At 70.9% G+C, this 17,456-nt stretch carries 18 protein-coding genes; 9 read left to right on the top strand and 9 right to left on the bottom strand.

What is annotated here, in order from left to right; genetic code table 11:
• The first annotated feature begins 55 nt into the window (after nt 1–55).
• The 4 genes from nhaA to OO68_RS47760 all read left to right on the top strand — a co-directional run bounded on the left by nhaA (nt 56) and on the right by OO68_RS47760 (nt 3,372).
• Nucleotides 56–1,492 carry a Na+/H+ antiporter NhaA gene (nhaA, locus tag OO68_RS22420; RefSeq protein WP_033310188.1) on the top strand — a complete coding sequence of 479 codons (1,437 nt, stop codon included), beginning with the start codon at nt 56–58 and terminating at the stop codon, nt 1,490–1,492.
• 120 nt (nt 1,493–1,612) lie between these two features.
• Nucleotides 1,613–2,101, top strand: coding sequence for a phage holin family protein (locus OO68_RS22415; RefSeq protein ID WP_033310187.1), 489 nt, complete (start codon nt 1,613–1,615; stop codon nt 2,099–2,101).
• Nucleotides 2,098–3,048: an alpha/beta fold hydrolase gene (locus OO68_RS22410; RefSeq protein WP_033310186.1), complete on the top strand. Its 951-nt coding sequence runs from the start codon at nt 2,098–2,100 to the stop codon at nt 3,046–3,048. Before OO68_RS22415 ends, OO68_RS22410 begins: the two co-directional genes overlap by 4 nt.
• A gap of 141 nt (nt 3,049–3,189) precedes the next feature.
• Nucleotides 3,190–3,372 (top strand): hypothetical protein, encoded by a 183-nt coding sequence (locus OO68_RS47760; protein WP_078625406.1) that lies wholly within the window; start codon nt 3,190–3,192, stop codon nt 3,370–3,372.
• 66 nt (nt 3,373–3,438) lie between these two features.
• Here the strand turns inward: OO68_RS47760 and OO68_RS22405 are convergent, their stop codons facing one another.
• The 3 genes from OO68_RS22405 to nth form a co-directional block, all read right to left on the bottom strand.
• A complete protein-coding gene (locus OO68_RS22405) occupies nt 3,439–4,638 on the bottom strand; it encodes a MarP family serine protease (protein ID WP_033310467.1) in 1,200 nt (399 codons plus the stop codon).
• 13 nt (nt 4,639–4,651) lie between these two features.
• Complete coding sequence (locus tag OO68_RS22400; RefSeq protein ID WP_033310465.1) at nt 4,652–5,347, bottom strand: NUDIX hydrolase; 696 nt, start codon at nt 5,345–5,347, stop codon at nt 4,652–4,654.
• A 148-nt stretch (nt 5,348–5,495) separates the two neighbouring features.
• Nucleotides 5,496–6,599, bottom strand: a complete 1,104-nt coding sequence (gene nth, locus OO68_RS22395; RefSeq protein ID WP_078625405.1) for an endonuclease III — start codon at nt 6,597–6,599, stop codon at nt 5,496–5,498.
• A 335-nt stretch (nt 6,600–6,934) separates the two neighbouring features.
• On the opposite strand from nth, the gene OO68_RS22385 reads away from it, so the two are divergent.
• Together OO68_RS22385 and OO68_RS22380 are read left to right on the top strand one after the other, a co-directional pair.
• Nucleotides 6,935–7,609, top strand: a complete 675-nt coding sequence (locus OO68_RS22385) for a Crp/Fnr family transcriptional regulator (RefSeq protein ID WP_020129286.1) — start codon at nt 6,935–6,937, stop codon at nt 7,607–7,609.
• A 149-nt stretch (nt 7,610–7,758) separates the two neighbouring features.
• Nucleotides 7,759–8,580 carry a hypothetical protein gene (locus tag OO68_RS22380; protein ID WP_033310183.1) on the top strand — a complete coding sequence of 274 codons (822 nt, stop codon included), beginning with the start codon at nt 7,759–7,761 and terminating at the stop codon, nt 8,578–8,580.
• 82 nt (nt 8,581–8,662) lie between these two features.
• Here OO68_RS22380 and OO68_RS22375 read toward each other — a convergent pair whose 3' ends face one another.
• The 4 genes from OO68_RS22375 to sp36 all read right to left on the bottom strand — a co-directional run bounded on the left by OO68_RS22375 (nt 8,663) and on the right by sp36 (nt 11,062).
• Nucleotides 8,663–9,493, bottom strand: a complete 831-nt coding sequence (locus OO68_RS22375; RefSeq protein ID WP_033310181.1) for an MBL fold metallo-hydrolase — start codon at nt 9,491–9,493, stop codon at nt 8,663–8,665.
• Nucleotides 9,490–10,359, bottom strand: coding sequence for an NUDIX hydrolase (locus tag OO68_RS22370; RefSeq protein WP_033310180.1), 870 nt, complete (start codon nt 10,357–10,359; stop codon nt 9,490–9,492). Before OO68_RS22370 ends, OO68_RS22375 begins: the two co-directional genes overlap by 4 nt.
• A gap of 83 nt (nt 10,360–10,442) precedes the next feature.
• The gene (locus OO68_RS22365) at nt 10,443–10,904 is read right to left on the bottom strand and encodes a RidA family protein (RefSeq protein WP_031115991.1); all 462 of its coding nucleotides are present in this window, start codon (nt 10,902–10,904) and stop codon (nt 10,443–10,445) included.
• Nucleotides 10,904–11,062 (bottom strand): Sp36 family protein, encoded by a 159-nt coding sequence (sp36, locus tag OO68_RS45595; protein ID WP_003991873.1) that lies wholly within the window; start codon nt 11,060–11,062, stop codon nt 10,904–10,906. The genes OO68_RS22365 and sp36 overlap by 1 nt, the downstream gene beginning before the upstream one ends.
• Nucleotides 11,063–11,191: 129 nt before the next feature.
• On the opposite strand from sp36, the gene bagA reads away from it, so the two are divergent.
• Together bagA and bagB are read left to right on the top strand one after the other, a co-directional pair.
• Nucleotides 11,192–12,169, top strand: a complete 978-nt coding sequence (bagA, locus tag OO68_RS22360) for an ATPase BagA (protein WP_033310178.1) — start codon at nt 11,192–11,194, stop codon at nt 12,167–12,169.
• 61 nt (nt 12,170–12,230) lie between these two features.
• Nucleotides 12,231–13,631, top strand: a complete 1,401-nt coding sequence (gene bagB, locus OO68_RS22355; RefSeq protein WP_033310177.1) for an ATPase BagB — start codon at nt 12,231–12,233, stop codon at nt 13,629–13,631.
• A gap of 137 nt (nt 13,632–13,768) precedes the next feature.
• On the opposite strand, the gene wblA is transcribed toward bagB, so the two are convergent.
• On the bottom strand, nt 13,769–14,107 hold the full coding sequence (wblA, locus tag OO68_RS46895; protein ID WP_030846174.1) for a transcriptional regulator WblA: 339 nt from the start codon (nt 14,105–14,107) through the stop codon (nt 13,769–13,771).
• A 408-nt stretch (nt 14,108–14,515) separates the two neighbouring features.
• On the opposite strand from wblA, the gene OO68_RS22345 reads away from it, so the two are divergent.
• Complete coding sequence (locus tag OO68_RS22345; RefSeq protein WP_033310176.1) at nt 14,516–16,816, top strand: transglycosylase domain-containing protein; 2,301 nt, start codon at nt 14,516–14,518, stop codon at nt 16,814–16,816.
• Between the two features lie 104 nt (nt 16,817–16,920).
• Here the strand turns inward: OO68_RS22345 and OO68_RS22340 are convergent, their stop codons facing one another.
• Entirely contained in the window at nt 16,921–17,328 is a 408-nt protein-coding gene (locus tag OO68_RS22340) for a hypothetical protein (protein WP_051814765.1), read from the bottom strand.
• Between the last annotated feature and the right edge of the window lie 128 nt (nt 17,329–17,456).

The following is a 17,456-nucleotide window of genomic DNA, read 5'->3' as shown; positions in this document are numbered from 1 at the left end:
GGGAAGTCTGGTCGGCAGGTGATTCCGCCCTGCCCGTCCACCGGAGGTCTCCCCCGTGACAGCGCCCCGCCCCACCACCCCCCGCAAGGTCCTCGGCCGGCTGTCGCTGCCCGAGCGGACGTACGTGGCGGACGCGCTGCGCACCGAGACCGTCGGCGGGGTGCTGCTCCTCGCCGCCGCGGTCACCGCGCTGCTCTGGGCGAACATCCCCGCGCTGCACGACAGCTACGAGAGCGTCTCCCACTTCCACATCGGCCCCGCCGCCCTCGGCCTGGACCTGTCCGTCGCGCACTGGGCCGCCGACGGACTGCTGGCGATCTTCTTCTTCGTCGCCGGCATCGAGCTCAAGCGCGAACTCGTCGCGGGCGATCTGCGCGACCCGAAGGCCGCAGCGCTGCCGGTCGTCGCCGCCCTGTGCGGCATGGCGGTACCGGCGCTCGTCTACACCCTCACCGCGGTCGGCGGCGGCGGCTCCCTGGACGGCTGGGCCGTGCCGACCGCCACCGACATCGCCTTCGCGCTCGCCGTACTCGCCGTCATCGGCACCTCCCTGCCGAGCGCGCTGCGGGCCTTCCTGCTCACGCTCGCCGTCGTCGACGACCTCTTCGCGATCCTGATCATCGCCGTCTTCTTCACCGCCGACCTGAACTTCGCCGCGCTCGGCGGCTCCGTCGCCGGGCTGCTGCTCTTCTGGGTGCTGCTGCGCGCGGGTGTCCGCGGCTGGTACGTGTACGTGCCGCTCGCCCTCGTCATCTGGGCGCTGATGTACAACAGCGGCATCCACGCCACCGTCGCCGGTGTCGCCATGGGCCTGATGCTGCGCTGCCACCGCCGCGAGGGGGAGGACCGCTCCCCCGGCGAGCGCATCGAGCACCTCGTGCGGCCGCTGTCGGCGGGACTGGCGGTGCCGTTGTTCGCGTTGTTCAGCGCGGGGGTCGTGGTGTCCGGCGGGGCGCTCGCCGAGGTGTTCAGCACGCCCGAGACCCTCGGTGTCGTCCTCGGCCTCGTGGTCGGCAAGGCGGTCGGCATCTTCGGCGGGACGTGGCTGGCGGCCCGTTTCACCCGTGCCTCGCTCAGCGACGACCTGGCCTGGGCGGACGTGTTCGCGGTGGCCAGTCTCGCCGGCATCGGCTTCACCGTGTCGCTGCTCATCGGTGAACTCGCCTTCGAGGGCGATCAGGCGATGACGAACGAGGTCAAGGCCGCCGTCCTGCTGGGCTCGCTGATCGCCGCGACACTCGCGACCGTTCTGCTGAAGATGCGGAACGCCAAGTACCGCCGACTGTGGGCGGACGAGGAGCGCGACGAGGACGCCGACGGCGTCCCGGACGTCTACGAGGAGGACGATCCCGCCTACCACTTGCGGCTCGCCACCCTCTACGAGCGCAAGGCCGCCGAGCACCGCCGGATCGCCCGGGAGAAGGCAGCCGCGCGCCACGGGCTTGCCGAAGTACCGGGCGGGGCAGGCGAGGACCACCACCGTCCGGCATGATCTGACGAGACGGTACAAAAGACGGGACCGTACGCAGTCGGACCGTGCCCGGCCGGACGACTGGGGCGGGTCAGGAACAAGACGCGGACAACGGACCGTACGCAGAAGAGGGAGACCGCGATGAGCGCACCCGACGGCAGCCCGGTCGGCGCCGAACGCAGCATCGGCCAGCTGTTCGCCTCGGCGACAGCGGAAATGTCGGCGCTGGTGCACGACGAGATCGCGCTGGCCAAGGCGCAGCTCAGGCAGGACGTGAAGCGGGGCGCGACCAGCGGCGGCGCCTTCTCGGCGGCCGGCGCGGTGCTGATCTTCTCCCTGCCGATGCTGAACTTCGCGCTGGCGTACGGCATCCGCACCTGGAGCGACTGGAACCTCGCGGTCTGCTTCCTGCTGTCGTTCGCGGCGAACGTGCTGGTCGCCGGAGTGCTCGCGCTGATCGGCGTGACCTTCGCGAAGAAGGCCAAGAAGAGCAAGGGCCCTCAGAAGGTCGCCGCCTCGATGAAGGAGAGCGCGGTCGTGCTGCAGAAGGCCAAGCCGCACCCGCGCCCGGAGCTCCCGCAGGACCGGGTCCCCGAGGCCATCGAGGCTGTGGCACGCTCGTCCTCATGACGGACCCCGACACACCCCCGGCACCACCGGCTCCGGCCGTCCTGCTCGACGTCCCCGGCGGGAGGAAGGTGAGCCACCGCGACGTCGCCGCCAACGGCGCCCGCTTCCACATCGCGGAGCTGGGCGACGGGCCGCTGGTGCTGCTGCTGCACGGCTTCCCGCAGTTCTGGTGGACGTGGCGGCACCAGCTGGTGGCGCTCGCCGACGCGGGATTCCGGGCCGTCGCCATGGACCTGCGGGGTGTCGGCGGCAGCGACCGCACGCCGCGCGGCTACGACCCCGCCAACCTCGCGCTCGACGTCACCGGCGTCATCCGCTCCCTCGGCGAGCCGGATGCCGCGCTGGTCGGCCACGACCTGGGCGGGTACCTCGCGTGGACGGCGGCGGCGATGCGCCCCAAGCTGGTGCGGCGGCTGGCGGTCTCGTCCATGCCACACCCGCGGCGCTGGCGCTCGGCCATGCTGAGAGACGTCAAGCAGAGCCGCGCCGGTTCACACATCTGGGGGTTCCAGCGGCCCTGGATCCCGGAGCGGCAGCTCACCGCCGACGACGGGGCGCTCGTGGCGGAGCTGATCCAGGAGTGGTCCGGGCCGCGCCCGCCCGAGGACGAGGCGCTTCAGACGTACCGCCGCGCCATGTGCATCCCCTCCACGGCGCACTGCGCGGTCGAGCCGTACCGCTGGATGGTGCGCTCCCTGGCCCGCCCGGACGGCATCCAGTTCAACCGGCGGATGAAGCGGCCGGTGCGCGTGCCGACCCTCCATCTGCACGGCTCGCTCGACCCCGTGATGCGCACGCGCAGCGCGGCCGGGTCCGGCGAGTACGTCGAAGCCCCCTACCGCTGGCGTCTGTTCGACGGCCTCGGGCACTTCCCGCACGAGGAGGACCCGGTCGCGTTCTCCTCGGAGCTCATCAACTGGCTGCGGGACCCCGAACCCGACCGGTGACCGGCCTTGCCCGCCCGGCCCCCGCACCGGCACCTCGTCACGTGAACGCTTGTCCTACGAACGGCCACTTGCCCGGCGCATAGGCCAATTGGACGCTCCTGGCGCGGTTATCGACCATGGGGCGGGGGCACACGTCGGGGTATGGGCTGGACGCACGACTACAGTGACGCAACCCGCAATCGCCGCTCGGCGAGCGGTACGAACCCCCACCAGCGAAGCGGCGCACCGCAGATGGTGACCGCGAATCCCAGGGTGGGGATCCCGCGCATCCTCCGCCGCCGGGCCCGCTGGGTCTCCGTACGTCTGCGCCACACACGCGACTGAGGCGTCACCCGCGCGAGTGACGCCCCGACACCTGTCGCCCCGGCACCTGTTGCCTCGGCACCGCGCCTAGAGCGCGCAGCTGTCGCTTCCCACCTGCTGGTTGGCGGTGCGCCCCTTGGTAATGTCCTCCTGGATCTCGTCCACGGTCAGCGCGTATCCGGTCTCGGCGTCGTCGAGGGACTTGGCGAACACCACGCCGTAGACCTTGCCGTCGGGGGTGAGCAGCGGGCCGCCGGAGTTGCCCTGGCGGACGGTGGCGAAGAGGGAGTAGACGTCGCGGCGGACCGTGCCGCGGTGGTAGATGTCCGGGCCGTTGGCCGAGATGCGGCCCCGTACGCGTGCGGCCCGCACGTCGTACGCCCCGTTCTCCGGGAAGCCCGCGACGATCGCGCCGTCGCCGCTGCTCGCGTCCTTGTCGGTGAACCGCAGCACGGGCGCCTTGAGATTCGGCACGTCGAGGACGGCGATGTCGCGCCGCCAGTCGTAGAGCACGACCGTGGCGTCGTACTTCCTGCCCTCGCCGCCTATCTGCACGGTCGGCTCGTCGACTCCGCCCACCACGTGCGCGTTGGTCATGACGCGGCGGTCGGAGAAGACGAAGCCGGTGCCCTCCAGGACCTTGCCGCAGCTCGGGGCCGTGCCCATGACCTTGACGATGGAACGCTGGGCGCGGGTCGCCACGGGGCTGTTCGCCAGCGCCGGGTCGGGTGGCCGGACGTCCGTGATCGGCTCGTTCGAGAACGGGCTGAAGACCTGTGGGAAGCCGTTCTGCGCGAGGACGGAGGAGAAGTCCGCGAACCAGGTGGCCGCTTGGTCGGGCAGTGCCTGCGAGACGCCCAGCAGCACCTTGGAGTTGCGGACCTCCTTGCCGAGCGTGGGCAGTGTCGTGCCCGCGAGGGCCGAGCCGATCAGCCAGGCGACCAGGAGCATCGCCACGACATTGACGAGGGCGCCGCCGGTGGCGTCCAGGGCCCGGGCCGGGGACCAGGTGATGTGCCGGCGCAGCTTGTTGCCGAGGTGGGTGGTGAGGGCCTGGCCGACGGAGGCGCAGACGATGACGACGACGACCGCGACGACGGCGGCGGTCGTGCTCACCTCCGCGTTGTCCGTCAGCGCGTCCCAGACGACGGGCAGCACGTACACCGCGACGAGGCCGCCGCCCAGGAAGCCGATCACCGACAGGATGCCGACGACGAACCCCTGGCGGTACCCCACGACCGCGAACCACACGGCGGCGACCAGCAACAAGATGTCCAGCACGTTCACGGAGGCCACCCTGTCATGCGCGCCAGTCGAGCGGGACCTGCTTCTCGCGGTCCCAGGGCCGCTCCCAGCCTGCGAAGTGCAGCAGCCGGTCGATGATTCCGGCCGTGAAACCCCAGACAAGGGCCGATTCGACCAGAAATGCCGGACCCCGGTGGCCGCTGGGGTGGACGGTGGTCGCCCGGTTCGCGGGATCCGTGAGATCCGCCACGGGGACGGTGAAGACCCTGGCGGTCTCGTTCGGATCGACCACCCCGACCGGGCTCGGCTCCCGCCACCAGCCCAGAACCGGAGTGACGACGAAACCGCTGACCGGGATGTAGAGCCGGGGCAGGACGCCGAAGAGCTGGACGCCGGAGGGATCGAGGCCGGTCTCCTCCTCCGCCTCGCGCAGGGCGGCCCGCAGCGGGCCGTCACCGGACGGGTCGCCGTCCTCCGGGTCGAGGGCGCCGCCCGGGAAGGAGGGCTGGCCGGCGTGCGAGCGCAGGGAGCTCGCACGCTCCATGAGCAGCAGCTCCGGCCCGTGCGGGCCCTCGCCGAACAGGACCAGCACGGCGGACTGCCGCCCGGCGCCGTCCTCCGGCGGCAGGAAGCGGCTCAGCTGCCTCGGCCGCACGGTCTCCACGGCGTGCACCACCGGGTCCAGCCAGCCGGGCAGCCCGTCCTTGCTCAGCACCACCGGGCCGTCCTGTGTGTCGCTCGCGCGCGTCATCGCCACCCCCGTCGTCCTGCCGCATCCAACGCGCGGCGGCCCCGAGATCGTTCCGCGGGTGCCCGGGATCCCCTGAACGGGCGGCGCGTCAGGCTCTCAGGGGGGCGCGTCGGACCGCTCGGGCGGCGGTCCGCATGGTCCGGGCGGCTCATCCGGCCCCCAGCGGCGGCGCCGGTGTGCCGCCCGCGTCCAGGTAGGCCTGCGGCGGCTTCAGACGCTGGCCGGGGAAGCCGCCCTTCTCGTACTTGAGGAGCTTCTTCGCCTTCTCCGGGTCGGTCTCGCCCTCGCCGTACGCCGGGCAGAGCGGGGCGATCGGGCAGGCGCCGCACGCGGGCTTGCGGGCGTGGCAGATGCGGCGGCCGTGCCAGATCACGTGGTGCGAGAGGTCCGTCCAGTCGCTCTTCGGGAAGAGCGCGCCGACGGCGGCCTCGATCTTGTCCGGGTCGCTCTCGCCGGTCCACCGCCAGCGGCGCACCAGGCGCTGGAAGTGCGTGTCCACGGTGATGCCGGGACGGCCGAAGGCGTTGCCCAGCACGACGAACGCGGTCTTGCGGCCGACGCCGGGCAGCTTGACCAGATCGTCCAGCCGGCCGGGCACCTCACCGCCGAAGTCCTCGACCAGGGCCTTCGACAGCCCTATGACGGACTTCGTCTTGGCCCGGAAGAAGCCGCAGGGGCGGAGGATCTCCTCCACCTCCTCGGGGTTGGCGGCGGCCAGGTCCTCCGGGGTCGGGTACTTCGCGAAGAGGGACGGTGTCGTCTGGTTGACGCGCAGGTCGGTCGTCTGGGCGGACAGGACCGTGGCGACGACGAGTTGGAACGGGTTCTCGAAGTCCAGCTCGGGGTGCGCGTACGGAAAGACCTCGGCGAGCTCGCGGTTGATACGGCGGGCCCGGCGGACCAGGGCGGTGGGCGACTCGTCGCCCGGCGGGTGGACGACGGCCTTGGCAGGGGCGGTGCCCTTGAGGCGGGCGGTGGCCTTCTTGGGCGCGACCGTGACCTTCTTGGCCGCTGGCGCCTTCTTCACGGCAGCGCCGCCGCCCTTGGCGGCCTTCTCGGCGGCGGACGTCTTCGAGCCGCTCGTCTTTGAGGCGGACGTCTTCGAGCCACTCACCTTCGAAGCAGCCGCCTTCGTGCCACTCGCCTTCGAAGCACCCGCCTTGGAGGCAGACTTCTTCGCGGGCGCGGCCTTTTTCGCGGACGCCGTCTTCTTCGCGGACGCCGTCTTCTTCGCGGACGCCGTCTTCTTCACCGGCTCCGTCTTGTTCTGTTTCGCCGTTTTCTTACCGCCATCGGGGCCCTGTTCGCCCACAGCGGAATTGCGACGTACAACCACCCGCGCAGCCCCCTCGGCCTGTGCTCTCACCGGCGATTTGGACACCCGGCCAGCCTAAGGCCCGGCACAGACATCCGCCCCGGCCCTTGAAGATCGGCGCCCAATTGGACCCCTGCCGCGTACCCCGGGACACGTGTGCGGCATCCTTGTGACAGATCACACTGTTTGGACCGCCCGACAAAATGGGCACCACGGTCCCTCGGTACACGGGGGAGCAAGATCCCCTGAGCAGGTCGACAAGGAGAGAACTCGTGGACGACGTTCTGCGGCGCAATCCGCTCTTCGCGGCGCTCGATGACGAGCAGGCCGCGGAGCTCCGCGCCTCCATGAGTGAGGTGACCCTCGCCCGCGGTGACTCGCTGTTCCATGAGGGCGACCCCGGAGACCGCCTGTACGTGGTCACGGAGGGCAAGGTGAAGCTCCACCGCACGTCCCCCGACGGCCGCGAGAACATGCTGGCCGTGGTCGGCCCCAGCGAGCTCATCGGCGAGCTGTCGCTGTTCGACCCGGGCCCGCGCACCGCGACCGCCACGGCACTGACCGAGGTCAAGCTGCTCGGCCTCGGCCACGGCGACCTCCAGCCCTGGCTGAACGCCCGGCCCGAGGTGGCCACGGCGCTCCTGCGCGCCGTCGCGCGCCGGCTGCGCAAGACCAACGACGCCATGTCCGACCTCGTCTTCTCGGACGTCCCGGGCCGCGTCGCCCGCGCCCTGCTCGACCTGTCGCGCCGGTTCGGCGTGCAGTCCGAGGAGGGCATCCACGTCGTGCACGACCTCACGCAGGAAGAGCTGGCCCAGCTGGTCGGCGCGTCCCGCGAGACGGTCAACAAGGCCCTCGCTGACTTCGCCCAGCGCGGCTGGCTGCGCCTGGAGGCCCGCGCGGTGATCCTCCTGGACGTGGAACGCCTCGCCAAGCGCTCGCGCTGACCACACCCCGACCGCCCACCTGCCGTACGTCATCGGGCCCCGTCTCCTCACGAGACGGGGCCGACGTCGTCAGGGAGGCAAGGAAGGCAAGGAAGACAGAAAGCGGAAAACGCGCCCCGCGGCGGCCCTGTGCGCGACACGGTGAGCGCATGACAGGCGACACCGTCCGCCGCCCTGGACTCGACGCGCGGGGCTTCCTCACCCGGGAGGGCTCCCTCGCACGCGTGCCCCCGGCCTTCCGTCCGGTCGTCACCGCGACACGCGACCGGCTGACCGACGTGTTCGGGCACCGGCTGCACAGCGCCTACCTCTACGGGTCGATACCGCGCGGCACCGCGCGCGTGGGCCGCAGCGACCTCGACCTGCTGCTCGCCCTGCACCATCAGCCGACCGGGGCGGACCGGGACGCAGCCCGGGCGCTCGGCGCGGCCCTGGACGAGGAGTTCGGGCAGATCGACGGGCACGGCACCCTGCTGTTCAGCCGGGCGCGGCTGCTGAGCGACGTGGAGAGGTACGACCTGGGGTGGTTCGTCGCCTGCCTGTGCACACCGCTGCTGGGCGAGGACCTGGCCGCGTACCTGCCGCGCTACCGCCCCGATTCGCTGCTGGCCCGCGAGACCAACGGCGATCTGGCCCGGCTGCTTCCGCACTGGCGCCGGCGGATCGCCGAGGCGGACGACACGGAGGAGGCCCGCCGGCCCCTGGTGCGCTTCATGTCCCGGCACCTGGTCCGTACGGGCTTCACTCTCGTCATGCCCCGCTGGCACGGCTGGACCAGCGACCTGCACGAGATGGCCGAGGCGTTCGTCGGGTTCTACCCCGAGCGTGGTGAGCAGCTGCGGGCCGCGGCCGTCCTGGGGCGGGAGCCGGCCGGGGACGCCGCCGTGCTCGCGGCGTACGTCGGCGATCTCGGCCCCTGGCTCGCCGGGGAGTACGCGCGCGTGCACGGCGTCAAAGCACCGCGTCCCTGAGGCCCTGGCCACGTTTCTGCACGTGTCCGTGCCCGCTGGCCCTGGCCACGCCCGTGAGGCTCTGGCCGCGTCCCCGAGGAGCCTAGATGAGCCCGTGTTCCTCCAGGTAGTCCATCTGCGCCCGCACCGACAGTTCCGCGGCCGGCCACAGGGAGCGGTCCACGTCCGCGTAGACGTGCGCCACGACTGCGGGCGGAGTGCGGTAGCCGTCCTCGACGGCCGTCTCCACCTGGGCGAGGCGGGTGGCGCGGTGGGCGAGGTAGTACTCGACGACGCCCTGGGCGTCGTCCAGGACGGGGCCGTGGCCCGGCAGGACCGTGTGGACGCCGTCGTCGACCGTGAGGGAGCGCAGGCGGCGCAGGGAGTCCAGGTAGTCGCCCAGACGTCCGTCGGGGTGGGCCACGACCGTCGTGCCGCGGCCGAGGACCGTGTCGCCGGTGAGGACCGCCCGGTCGGCCGGGAGGTGGAAGCAGAGGGAGTCGGAGGTGTGGCCGGGGGTGGGTACGACGCGCAGTTCCAGTCCGCCGGTGGTGATGACGTCACCGGCGGCCAGGCCCTCCTCGCCCAGCCGCAGGGCCGGGTCGAGGGCACGCACGCGCGTGCCGGTCAGTTCGGCGAACCGGGCGGCGCCCTCCGCGTGGTCGGGGTGGCCGTGGGTCAGCAGCGTCAGCGCGACACGCCGGCCGGCCTGCTCGGCCGTGGCGACGACCCGGCGCAGGTGCCCGTCGTCCAGCGGACCCGGGTCGACCACCACGGCCAGGTCCGAGCCGGGCTCGGAAAGGATCCAGGTGTTCGTGCCGTCCAGGGTCATCGCCGAGGCATTGGGGGCCAGGACGTTCACGGCCCGCGCGGTGGCGGGTCCCGAGAGGACCCCGCCGCGGGGCTGGCCGGGAAGGGCGGCTGCGTCCGTCATGCGGTGGCTCCACCGGTCGCGATGTGCTTGGTGAACTCGTCGTGGCCCGGCCAGGAGAGCACGATCTCCCCGTCCACCAGGCGGGCGGTGGCCAGGACGGGCGTGAGGTCACGCCCCGGGGCGGCTTCGAGTGCCCCGGCGGCCGTCCTGTATGCCGTCAGCTGGCGCAGGGTCGCGATCGTCGGCGGCATCATCAGCAGCTCGCCCTTGTCGTACCCGGCCGCCGCCTCGCTCGGGGCGATCCACACCGTGCGGTCGGCCTCCGTGGAGGCGTTCCGGGTGCGCTGCCCCTCGGGGAGCGCGGCCACGAAGAACCAGGTGTCGTAGCGGCGGGCCTCGAACTCGGGGGTGATCCAGCGGGTCCAGGCACCGAGCAGGTCGGAGCGCAGGACCAGGCCGCGGCGGTCCAGGAACTCCGCGAAGGACACGTCCCGGGCGACCAGGGCGGCCCGGTCGGCCTCCCAGTCGGCGCCCGTGGTGTCGCCGACGACCGCGTCGGCGGCCGGCCCGGCGAGCAGCACGCCCGCCTCCTCGTACGTCTCGCGTACGGCCGCGCAGACGATCGCCTGGGCCGCCGTCTCGTCGACGCCGAGCCGGTCAGCCCACCACGCGCGCGTGGGGCCCGCCCAGCGGACGTGGTGGTCGTCGTCGCGCGGATCGACACCGCCGCCCGGATACGCGTACGCGCCTCCGGCGAAGGCCATGGAGGCGCGTCTGCGCAGCATGTGGACGGCCGTGCCGCTGCCGGTGTCCTTCAGGAGCATGACGGTGGCCGCGCGCTTCGGGGTCACCGGGGTGAGGGTGCCGGCCGCGAGTGCGCGGATGCGGTCCGGCCACTCCGGGGGGTACCACTGACCGTTCGCCATGGGCGCGAGGCTATCCCGTGACGGGCGGATGTTCGAGTGGCCCCCGGGGACGGATTCCGCAGCTGGGGCCACCGAAGAGGGTGCTACGCGAGCTCCACCTGGATCTCGACCTCGACCGGCGCGTCCAGCGGCAGCACCGCCACGCCCACCGCGCTGCGCGCGTGCACGCCCTTGTCGCCGAGGACCTCGCCGAGCAGCTCGCTCGCGCCGTTCAGCACCGCGGGCTGGCCCGTGAAGTCCGAGGCCGACGCCACGAAGCCGACGACCTTCACCACGCGCGCGATGCGGTCCAGGTCACCGGCGACGGACTTCACGGCGGCCAGGGCGTTCAGCGCACACGTGCGGGCCAGCTCCTTGGCCTCCTCCGGGGTGACCTCGGCGCCGACCTTGCCGGTGACCGGAAGCTTGCCGTCCACCATCGGGAGCTGCCCGGCGGTGTAGACGTACGGCCCGGACTGCACGGCCGGCTGGTACGCGGCGAGCGGCGGGACCACGTCGGGCAGGCTCAGGCCGAGCTCGGCCAGCTTCGCCTCGACGGCGCCCACTACTGCTTCTCCCGCTTCAGGTAGGCGACGAGCTGCTCGGGGTTGTTCGGCCCGGGCACGACCTGGACGAGCTCCCAGCCGTCCTCGCCCCAGGTGTCCAGAATCTGCTTCGTGGCGTGGACGAGCAGCGGCACGGTTGCGTATTCCCACTTGGTCATGCGGCCGACTCTAGCCGCTGGCGGAGGGGGGTCACGCGGCCGGTCGCGCCCCGTTCGTCCACAGGGCGCGGCCCACGTTGTCCACAGCCTCCCGCGTAGCCCGGGCACGAACTGGTTAGGCTCGAATACGTGAGCAGGCTCCAGGTCGTCAGCGGCAAGGGCGGTACCGGCAAGACCACGGTGGCCGCGGCCCTAGCGCTGGCCCTGGCCACGGAGGGGAAGCGGACGCTTCTCGTCGAGGTCGAGGGCCGTCAGGGCATCGCGCAGCTCTTCGAAACGGAAGCGCTGCCTTACGAGGAACGGAAAATCGCGGTAGCACCCGGGGGCGGGGAGGTGTACGCCCTCGCCATCGACCCCGAACTGGCCCTTCTGGACTACCTCCAGATGTTCTACAAGCTGGGCAGCGCAGGACGGGCCCTGAAGAAGCTCGGCGCCATCGACTTCGCCACCACCATCGCGCCCGGCCTCAGGGACGTCCTCCTGACCGGCAAGGCGTGCGAGGCTGTGCGCCGCAAGGAGCGCAGCGGTCGGTTCGCCTACGACTACGTCGTGATGGACGCCCCGCCGACGGGGCGGATCACGCGCTTTCTGAACGTGAACGACGAGGTCGCGGGCCTCGCCAAGATCGGCCCGATACACAATCAGGCGCAGGCCGTGATGCGGGTGCTGAAGTCGCCCGAGACGGCCGTGCACCTGGTGACGCTGCTGGAGGAGATGCCCGTCCAGGAGACCGTGGACGGCATCGCCGAGCTGCGGTCGGCCCGGCTGCCGGTGGGGCGGATCATCGTGAACATGGTCCGGCCGGAGGTGTTGGACGAGACCGACCTGGAACTCCTGCGGACGGTCCCGCGTTCCACTGTCGCGCGGTCTCTGTCGTCCGCGGGGCTCGGCGGGGCGCGGCGCGGCGGGCACGCCGAGCGGCTGGTGGACCCGCTGCTCGCGCAGGCCGAGGAGTACGCCGAGCGGTACACGCTGGAGCACGAGCAGCGCGCGGTCCTGGCCGAGCTGGGCCTGCCGCTGCACGAACTGCCGCTGTTCGCCGAGGGCATGGACCTGGCGGGGCTGTACGAGCTGGCCCGTGAGCTGCGCGAGCAGGGCGTGTCATGAGCCAGGACGGACAGGCAAGGCCCGCAAGGCCCGTCATGATGAGTCGGAAGCAGGGGATGTCATGAGTCGTCCGGACCCGGCCCAACACCGTCTGTCGCCGGCGCGTCTGCTCGATGTCGATCCGCTGCTGGAGGATCCGAGGACCAGGATCATCGTCTGCTGCGGCTCCGGCGGGGTCGGCAAGACGACGACCGCGGCCGCCCTGGGCCTGCGCGCCGCCGAGCGGGGCCGCAAGGTGGTCGTCCTGACCATCGACCCGGCTCGCCGGCTCGCCCAGTCCATGGGTATCGACTCGCTGGACAACACCCCGCGCCGGGTGAAGGGCATCGACGACTCCGCGGGCGGCGAGCTGCACGCGATGATGCTCGACATGAAGCGCACCTTCGACGAGATCGTCGAGGCGCACGCGGACCGCGAGCGGGCGGCCGCCATCCTGGGCAACCCCTTCTACCAGTCGCTCTCGGCGGGCTTCGCGGGCACGCAGGAGTACATGGCGATGGAGAAGCTCGGGCAGCTGCGCGCCCGGGACGAGTGGGACCTGATCGTCGTGGACACCCCGCCGTCCCGCTCGGCGCTGGACTTCCTGGACGCGCCCAAGCGGCTGGGCTCGTTCCTGGACGGCCGGCTGATCCGGCTGCTGACGGCACCGGCGAAGCTGGGCGGCCGGGCCGGGATGAAGTTCCTGAACGTCGGGATGTCGATGATGACCGGCACCCTCGGCAAGCTGCTCGGCGGTCAGCTCCTCAAGGACGTCCAGACGTTCGTCTCCGCGATGGACACGACCTTCGGCGGCTTCCGCACCCGCGCCGACGCGACGTACAAGCTGCTCCAGGCGCCCGGTACGGCGTTCCTCGTGGTCGCGGCGCCGGAGCGGGACGCGCTGCGCGAGGCCGCGTACTTCGTGGAACGCCTGGCGGCGGAGGACATGCCGCTCGCCGGTCTGGTGCTCAACCGAGTGCACGGCAGCGGCGCCGACCGGCTGTCGGCCGAGCGGGCGCTCGCCGCCGCGGAAAATCTTGAAGAGCCCCGCATTGTGGATCAGGAGGGCGGGAAAGCAGTACTTCGTAACTCCCCCGACGCACAGGACAGTTCAGACTCTCCCACGCCCGGAACCCCAGCCGGGGCTCCGGCATCGGCTCCCGAGGGTGGCTCCCCCACCGAAGACGCCGAGAGCTCCGAGAACACCGGGCACGCCGAGGACCCCGAGCGGTCCGTCGACCAGCTCACGGCAGGCCTGCTGAGGTTGCACGCCGATCGCATGCAGCTGCTCTCCCGTGAGCAGCGCACGCGTGACCGCTTCACCGCGCTGCACCCCGAGGTGGCCGTGACGGAAGTGGCCGCACTGCCCGGCGACGTGCACGACCTCACGGGACTGCGCACCATCGGCGACCGGCTCGCGGCCGACGAGCGCGAGCTGCCCGACCCCGCCGACCGGCCGGAACCGCCCGAGGCGACTGCCTGAGGGCAACCCGGCGAGGGCGCAGGGCGCCTGAGCTGCGGCCAAGGACCAAGGCACACGGCCCAAGGACTCGCAGGTGATGGGCGAAGGGCCCGGAAGGGCCCTCAGACCTGGACCTGGGGAGTTCCCGAGGGGACTCCTCAGCTCACCGCCGCGTAGTTCTCGTAGATCTCGTCGTCGTCGAGGGGCAGCACACCGCACCCCCGCTCGTACTCCGTGCGCGCCGTCTCCAGCAGCCGGCGCCAGGAGGTCACCGTGGGACGCCTGCGCAGCAGTGCGCGGCGCTCCCGCTCCGTCATGCCTCCCCACACACCGAACTCGACGCGGTTGTCGAGCGCGTCGGCCAGGCACTCCGTGCGCACCGGGCAACCGGTGCACACCGCCTTGGCCCTGTTCTGCGCTGCTCCTTGAACGAACAGTTCATCCGGATCGGTAGTGCGGCAGGCCGCCTGCGCACTCCAGTCGACTACCCAGCCCATACCGGCGCCGTCCTCTCCCGAATCGAGGCTCCCCCACGGCGGCAGCGGCATATTCACCGCCGCCAGTTGAGGACGTTACGGAAGGTGGGCACAGCGCAACACCCCCTTCGGGCCCAATCTTGAATGGCCCGAACGGACTATGGGTAAGCGGCAGATCACCCGGGGGAGTGAGCTGGCGGCATACGTAACTTTCCCGGCAAACCGGGACAGTTCAGCTGCGTCACAACGGACGCCGTATGACACACAAGGCGGATTCGGACACGGCCCCACCAAAAAAGTTGGGGAACACCCAGAACGATTCGGGGTCGTCGGACGTATTGATACGTGACCTCACTGCTGTGACAGTTGAGAGCAGCTTAGGCCAAGGCCTATACGCCTGTCCGGCGAATGAGAACGTAGGCTGCCCTCATGCCAAACAAGCGCTCGGGCGGTGGTCTGTCTCCCACGCAGCAGGCCGCCAAGTTCCTCGGTGTCAGTGTCCTCGCGGGAGCCGTGCTGGCCGGCATCGCGCTCCCGGCGGTGGGCGCGCTGGGACTTGCGGCCAAGGGATCGGTCGAGAGCTTCGACGAGCTCCCGGCCACCATGAAGACCCCGCCGCTGAGTCAGCGCACCACGATCCTCGACGCCGACGGCGGCCAGATCGCCACGGTCTACTCGCGCGACCGCACGGTGGTCCCCCTCAAGGACATCTCGCCGTACATGCAGAAGGCGATCGTCGCGATCGAGGACTCGCGCTTCTACCAGCACGGCGCGGTCGACCTGAAGGGCGTCCTGCGCGCCCTCAACAAGAACGCGCAGACCGGCGGGGTCTCGGAGGGCGCCTCCACCCTGACGCAGCAGTACGTGAAGAACGTCTTCGTCGAGGAGGCGGGCAACGACCCGACCAAGGTCGCCCAGGCCACCCAGCAGACCATCGGCCGCAAGATCCGCGAGCTCAAGTACGCGATCCAGGTCGAGGAGGAGCTGGGCAAGAAGAAGATCCTCGAGAACTACCTGAACATCACGTTCTTCGGCCAGCAGGCCTACGGCGTCGAGGCCGCGGCCCAGCGCTACTTCTCCACGTCCGCCAAGGACCTCGACCTGGAGCAGGCGGCCCTGCTCGCCGGCATCGTCCAGTCGCCCAGCCGGTACGACCCGGTCAACGACGAGACGGAGGCCACCAAACGCCGCAACACCGTGTTGCAGCGCATGGCGGCCGTCGGCGACATCTCCCGGGCGCAGGCCGCCGACGCGATGAAGGCACCGCTCGGCCTGAAGGTCAGCAAGCCCAAGAACGGCTGCATCACGGCGGTCAAGGGCGCGGGATTCTTCTGCGACTACGTGCGCGAGGTCTTCCTGACCGACCCGGTCTTCGGCAAGACCAGGGAGAAGCGCGCGAAGATCTGGAACCAGGGCGGCCTCACCATCCGCACGACCATGGACCCGCAGGCCCAGAGGGCGGCGCAGCGGTCCATCAAGGAGCACGTCTACAAGAGCGACGAGGTCGCCACGGCCGTCTCCCTCGTCCAGCCGGGCACCGGCAAGGTCCTCGCCATGGGCCAGTCGCGTCCGTACGGCGTCGACATCAAGGAGGGCGAGACGACCCTCAACCTGTCCGTCGACGACGACATGGGCGGCGGCATGGGCTACCAGCCCGGTTCGACGTTCAAGCCGATCGTGGCCGCCGCTGCTCTCGAAGACGGCATGCCGGCGAACAAGGTGTACTCGTCGCCGTACCAGATGGCGTACCCGAGCCCGGTCTCGGCCTGTGACGGCAAGCGCTGGGTGAACGACCCCAACAGCCCGGCCAAGCTGGAGAACGAGAACTCCTCCGAGGTCGGCCCGTACGACATGCGGGAGGCGACCGCCAAGTCGGTCAACACCTACTACGTGCAGATGATCAGCGACATCGGCATCTGCCCGGTGACGACGATGGCGAAGAAGATGGGCGTCGTGCGGGCCGACGGCGACAAGATGCCCCAGGTGCCCTCCATCGCCCTCGGCACCCAGGAGATGTCCCCGCTGACCATGGCGAACGCGTACGCGACCTTCGCCGCGCGCGGCATGTACTGCACACCGGTCGCCATCGAGTCGGTCAGCCGGCGCGTCGGTGACAAGACCTCGTCGCTGGAGGTGCCGAAGTCGACCTGCTCGCGCGCGATGTCGGAGAACACCGCCGACACGATCAACGCGCTGCTGAAGGGCGTGGTCGAGGACGGTACGGGCAAGAAGGCCGGTCTCGGCAGCCGCCCCAGCGCCGGTAAGACCGGCACGACGGACGAGCGCTACGCGGCCTGGTTCGTGGGCTACACGCCGAACATGGCGGGCGCGGTCTGGGTCGGCGACCCCGCGCACAAGCGGAAGATGGTCGGCATCACCATCGGCGGCCGGTCGTACGGCAAGGTCTTCGGTGGTGAGGTCCCCGGCCCGATCTGGGGCGACATGATGTCCGGTGCTCTGGAGGGCAAGCCCGTCGAGGACTTCAACACCGTCCACATCCCCGACAGCAAGCCGCGGGACCGCGGTGACGGGGACGGCGACGGTGGCGGCGGCCGTGACGACGGCGGTAACGGCGACGACGACGGCTTCATCGGCGGACTGGTCGGCGGCAACAACAACGGCGGAGGCGGCGGCGAGCCCTTCCCGACCCCCTCGTTCTCCATCCCGGAGGGCTTCTTCCGCGGCCAGAGCAACGGCGGCGGCAACGGCAACGGCGGCCGGTTCGGCTGATCGACCGGCGTGACGGAACGCACCCGAAGCACCCGGCCCCTTCCTTCAGAGGATCCTCGTGAAGGAAGGGGCCGGGTGCTTCTGCCAGTCAGGTGTTTCCGGTGTCAGCCGCAGTGCTGCCAGCCGCTCGAGTCGTACGCGACGGTCCGGCCGTTGTACACGATCGATCCTTCCCACCTCACGCACTTTCCGGCGGCGGCGACCTTCACCGGGCCCGCGTACTGCGCGAAGTTCCCTGAGTCGGTGTCGCTCCGTTCCGGAGACGTGTTGGCCATGAGCTTGATGCTCATCGAGGTGGTCACGCCGTAGAGCGGTCCTCCGGACTTGGTGAAGATCGCGCAGTTGTTCGTGCCGTCCCAGTAGAGCCGGACCTGGCCGACGTACTGCCCGGTGTAGGGGCTGTAGTCCCCCGTGACGTTGTACGTATCGATGAGGCTTCCCGAACAGCTGCCCGCCGCCTCCGCCGTCCCCGAAAAGCCCAATGTCGCGGCGACCACGGCCGCCGCGGTCATGGAGGCCTTGAGAACACGTCTCGACCCAGTCATTCCACCCTCGATTCGAACGAGCGTTCAGAACTGGCCGACGCTAACACGCGCCACTGGGCCGGTGTCTCAGAAATCACACTTTCGCGTCCTCACGA

Source organism: Streptomyces iakyrus, from assembly GCF_000717055.1.
Lineage (GTDB): Bacteria > Actinomycetota > Actinomycetes > Streptomycetales > Streptomycetaceae > Streptomyces > Streptomyces iakyrus.
The sequence above is the reverse complement of the archived record's forward strand: the minus strand, read 5'-3'. Positions and strand labels throughout refer to the sequence as shown.

What these genes read in the sequence shown, in the direction of transcription:
- OO68_RS22415 (WP_033310187.1), top strand. Translation starts at nt 1,613, where the DNA reads ATGAGCGCACCCGACGGCAGCCCGGTCGGCGCCGAACGCAGCATCGGC.
- OO68_RS22410 (WP_033310186.1), top strand. Translation starts at nt 2,098, where the DNA reads ATGACGGACCCCGACACACCCCCGGCACCACCGGCTCCGGCCGTCCTG.
- OO68_RS47760 (WP_078625406.1), top strand. Translation starts at nt 3,190, where the DNA reads ATGGGCTGGACGCACGACTACAGTGACGCAACCCGCAATCGCCGCTCG.
- OO68_RS22400 (WP_033310465.1), bottom strand. Translation starts at nt 5,347, where the DNA reads ATGACGCGCGCGAGCGACACACAGGACGGCCCGGTGGTGCTGAGCAAG.
- OO68_RS22380 (WP_033310183.1), top strand. Translation starts at nt 7,759, where the DNA reads ATGACAGGCGACACCGTCCGCCGCCCTGGACTCGACGCGCGGGGCTTC.
- OO68_RS22375 (WP_033310181.1), bottom strand. Translation starts at nt 9,493, where the DNA reads ATGACGGACGCAGCCGCCCTTCCCGGCCAGCCCCGCGGCGGGGTCCTC.
- OO68_RS22370 (WP_033310180.1), bottom strand. Translation starts at nt 10,359, where the DNA reads ATGGCGAACGGTCAGTGGTACCCCCCGGAGTGGCCGGACCGCATCCGC.
- sp36 (WP_003991873.1), bottom strand. Translation starts at nt 11,062, where the DNA reads ATGACCAAGTGGGAATACGCAACCGTGCCGCTGCTCGTCCACGCCACG.
- bagB (WP_033310177.1), top strand. Translation starts at nt 12,231, where the DNA reads ATGAGTCGTCCGGACCCGGCCCAACACCGTCTGTCGCCGGCGCGTCTG.
- wblA (WP_030846174.1), bottom strand. Translation starts at nt 14,107, where the DNA reads ATGGGCTGGGTAGTCGACTGGAGTGCGCAGGCGGCCTGCCGCACTACC.
- OO68_RS22345 (WP_033310176.1), top strand. Translation starts at nt 14,516, where the DNA reads ATGCCAAACAAGCGCTCGGGCGGTGGTCTGTCTCCCACGCAGCAGGCC.
- OO68_RS22340 (WP_051814765.1), bottom strand. Translation starts at nt 17,328, where the DNA reads ATGACCGCGGCGGCCGTGGTCGCCGCGACATTGGGCTTTTCGGGGACG.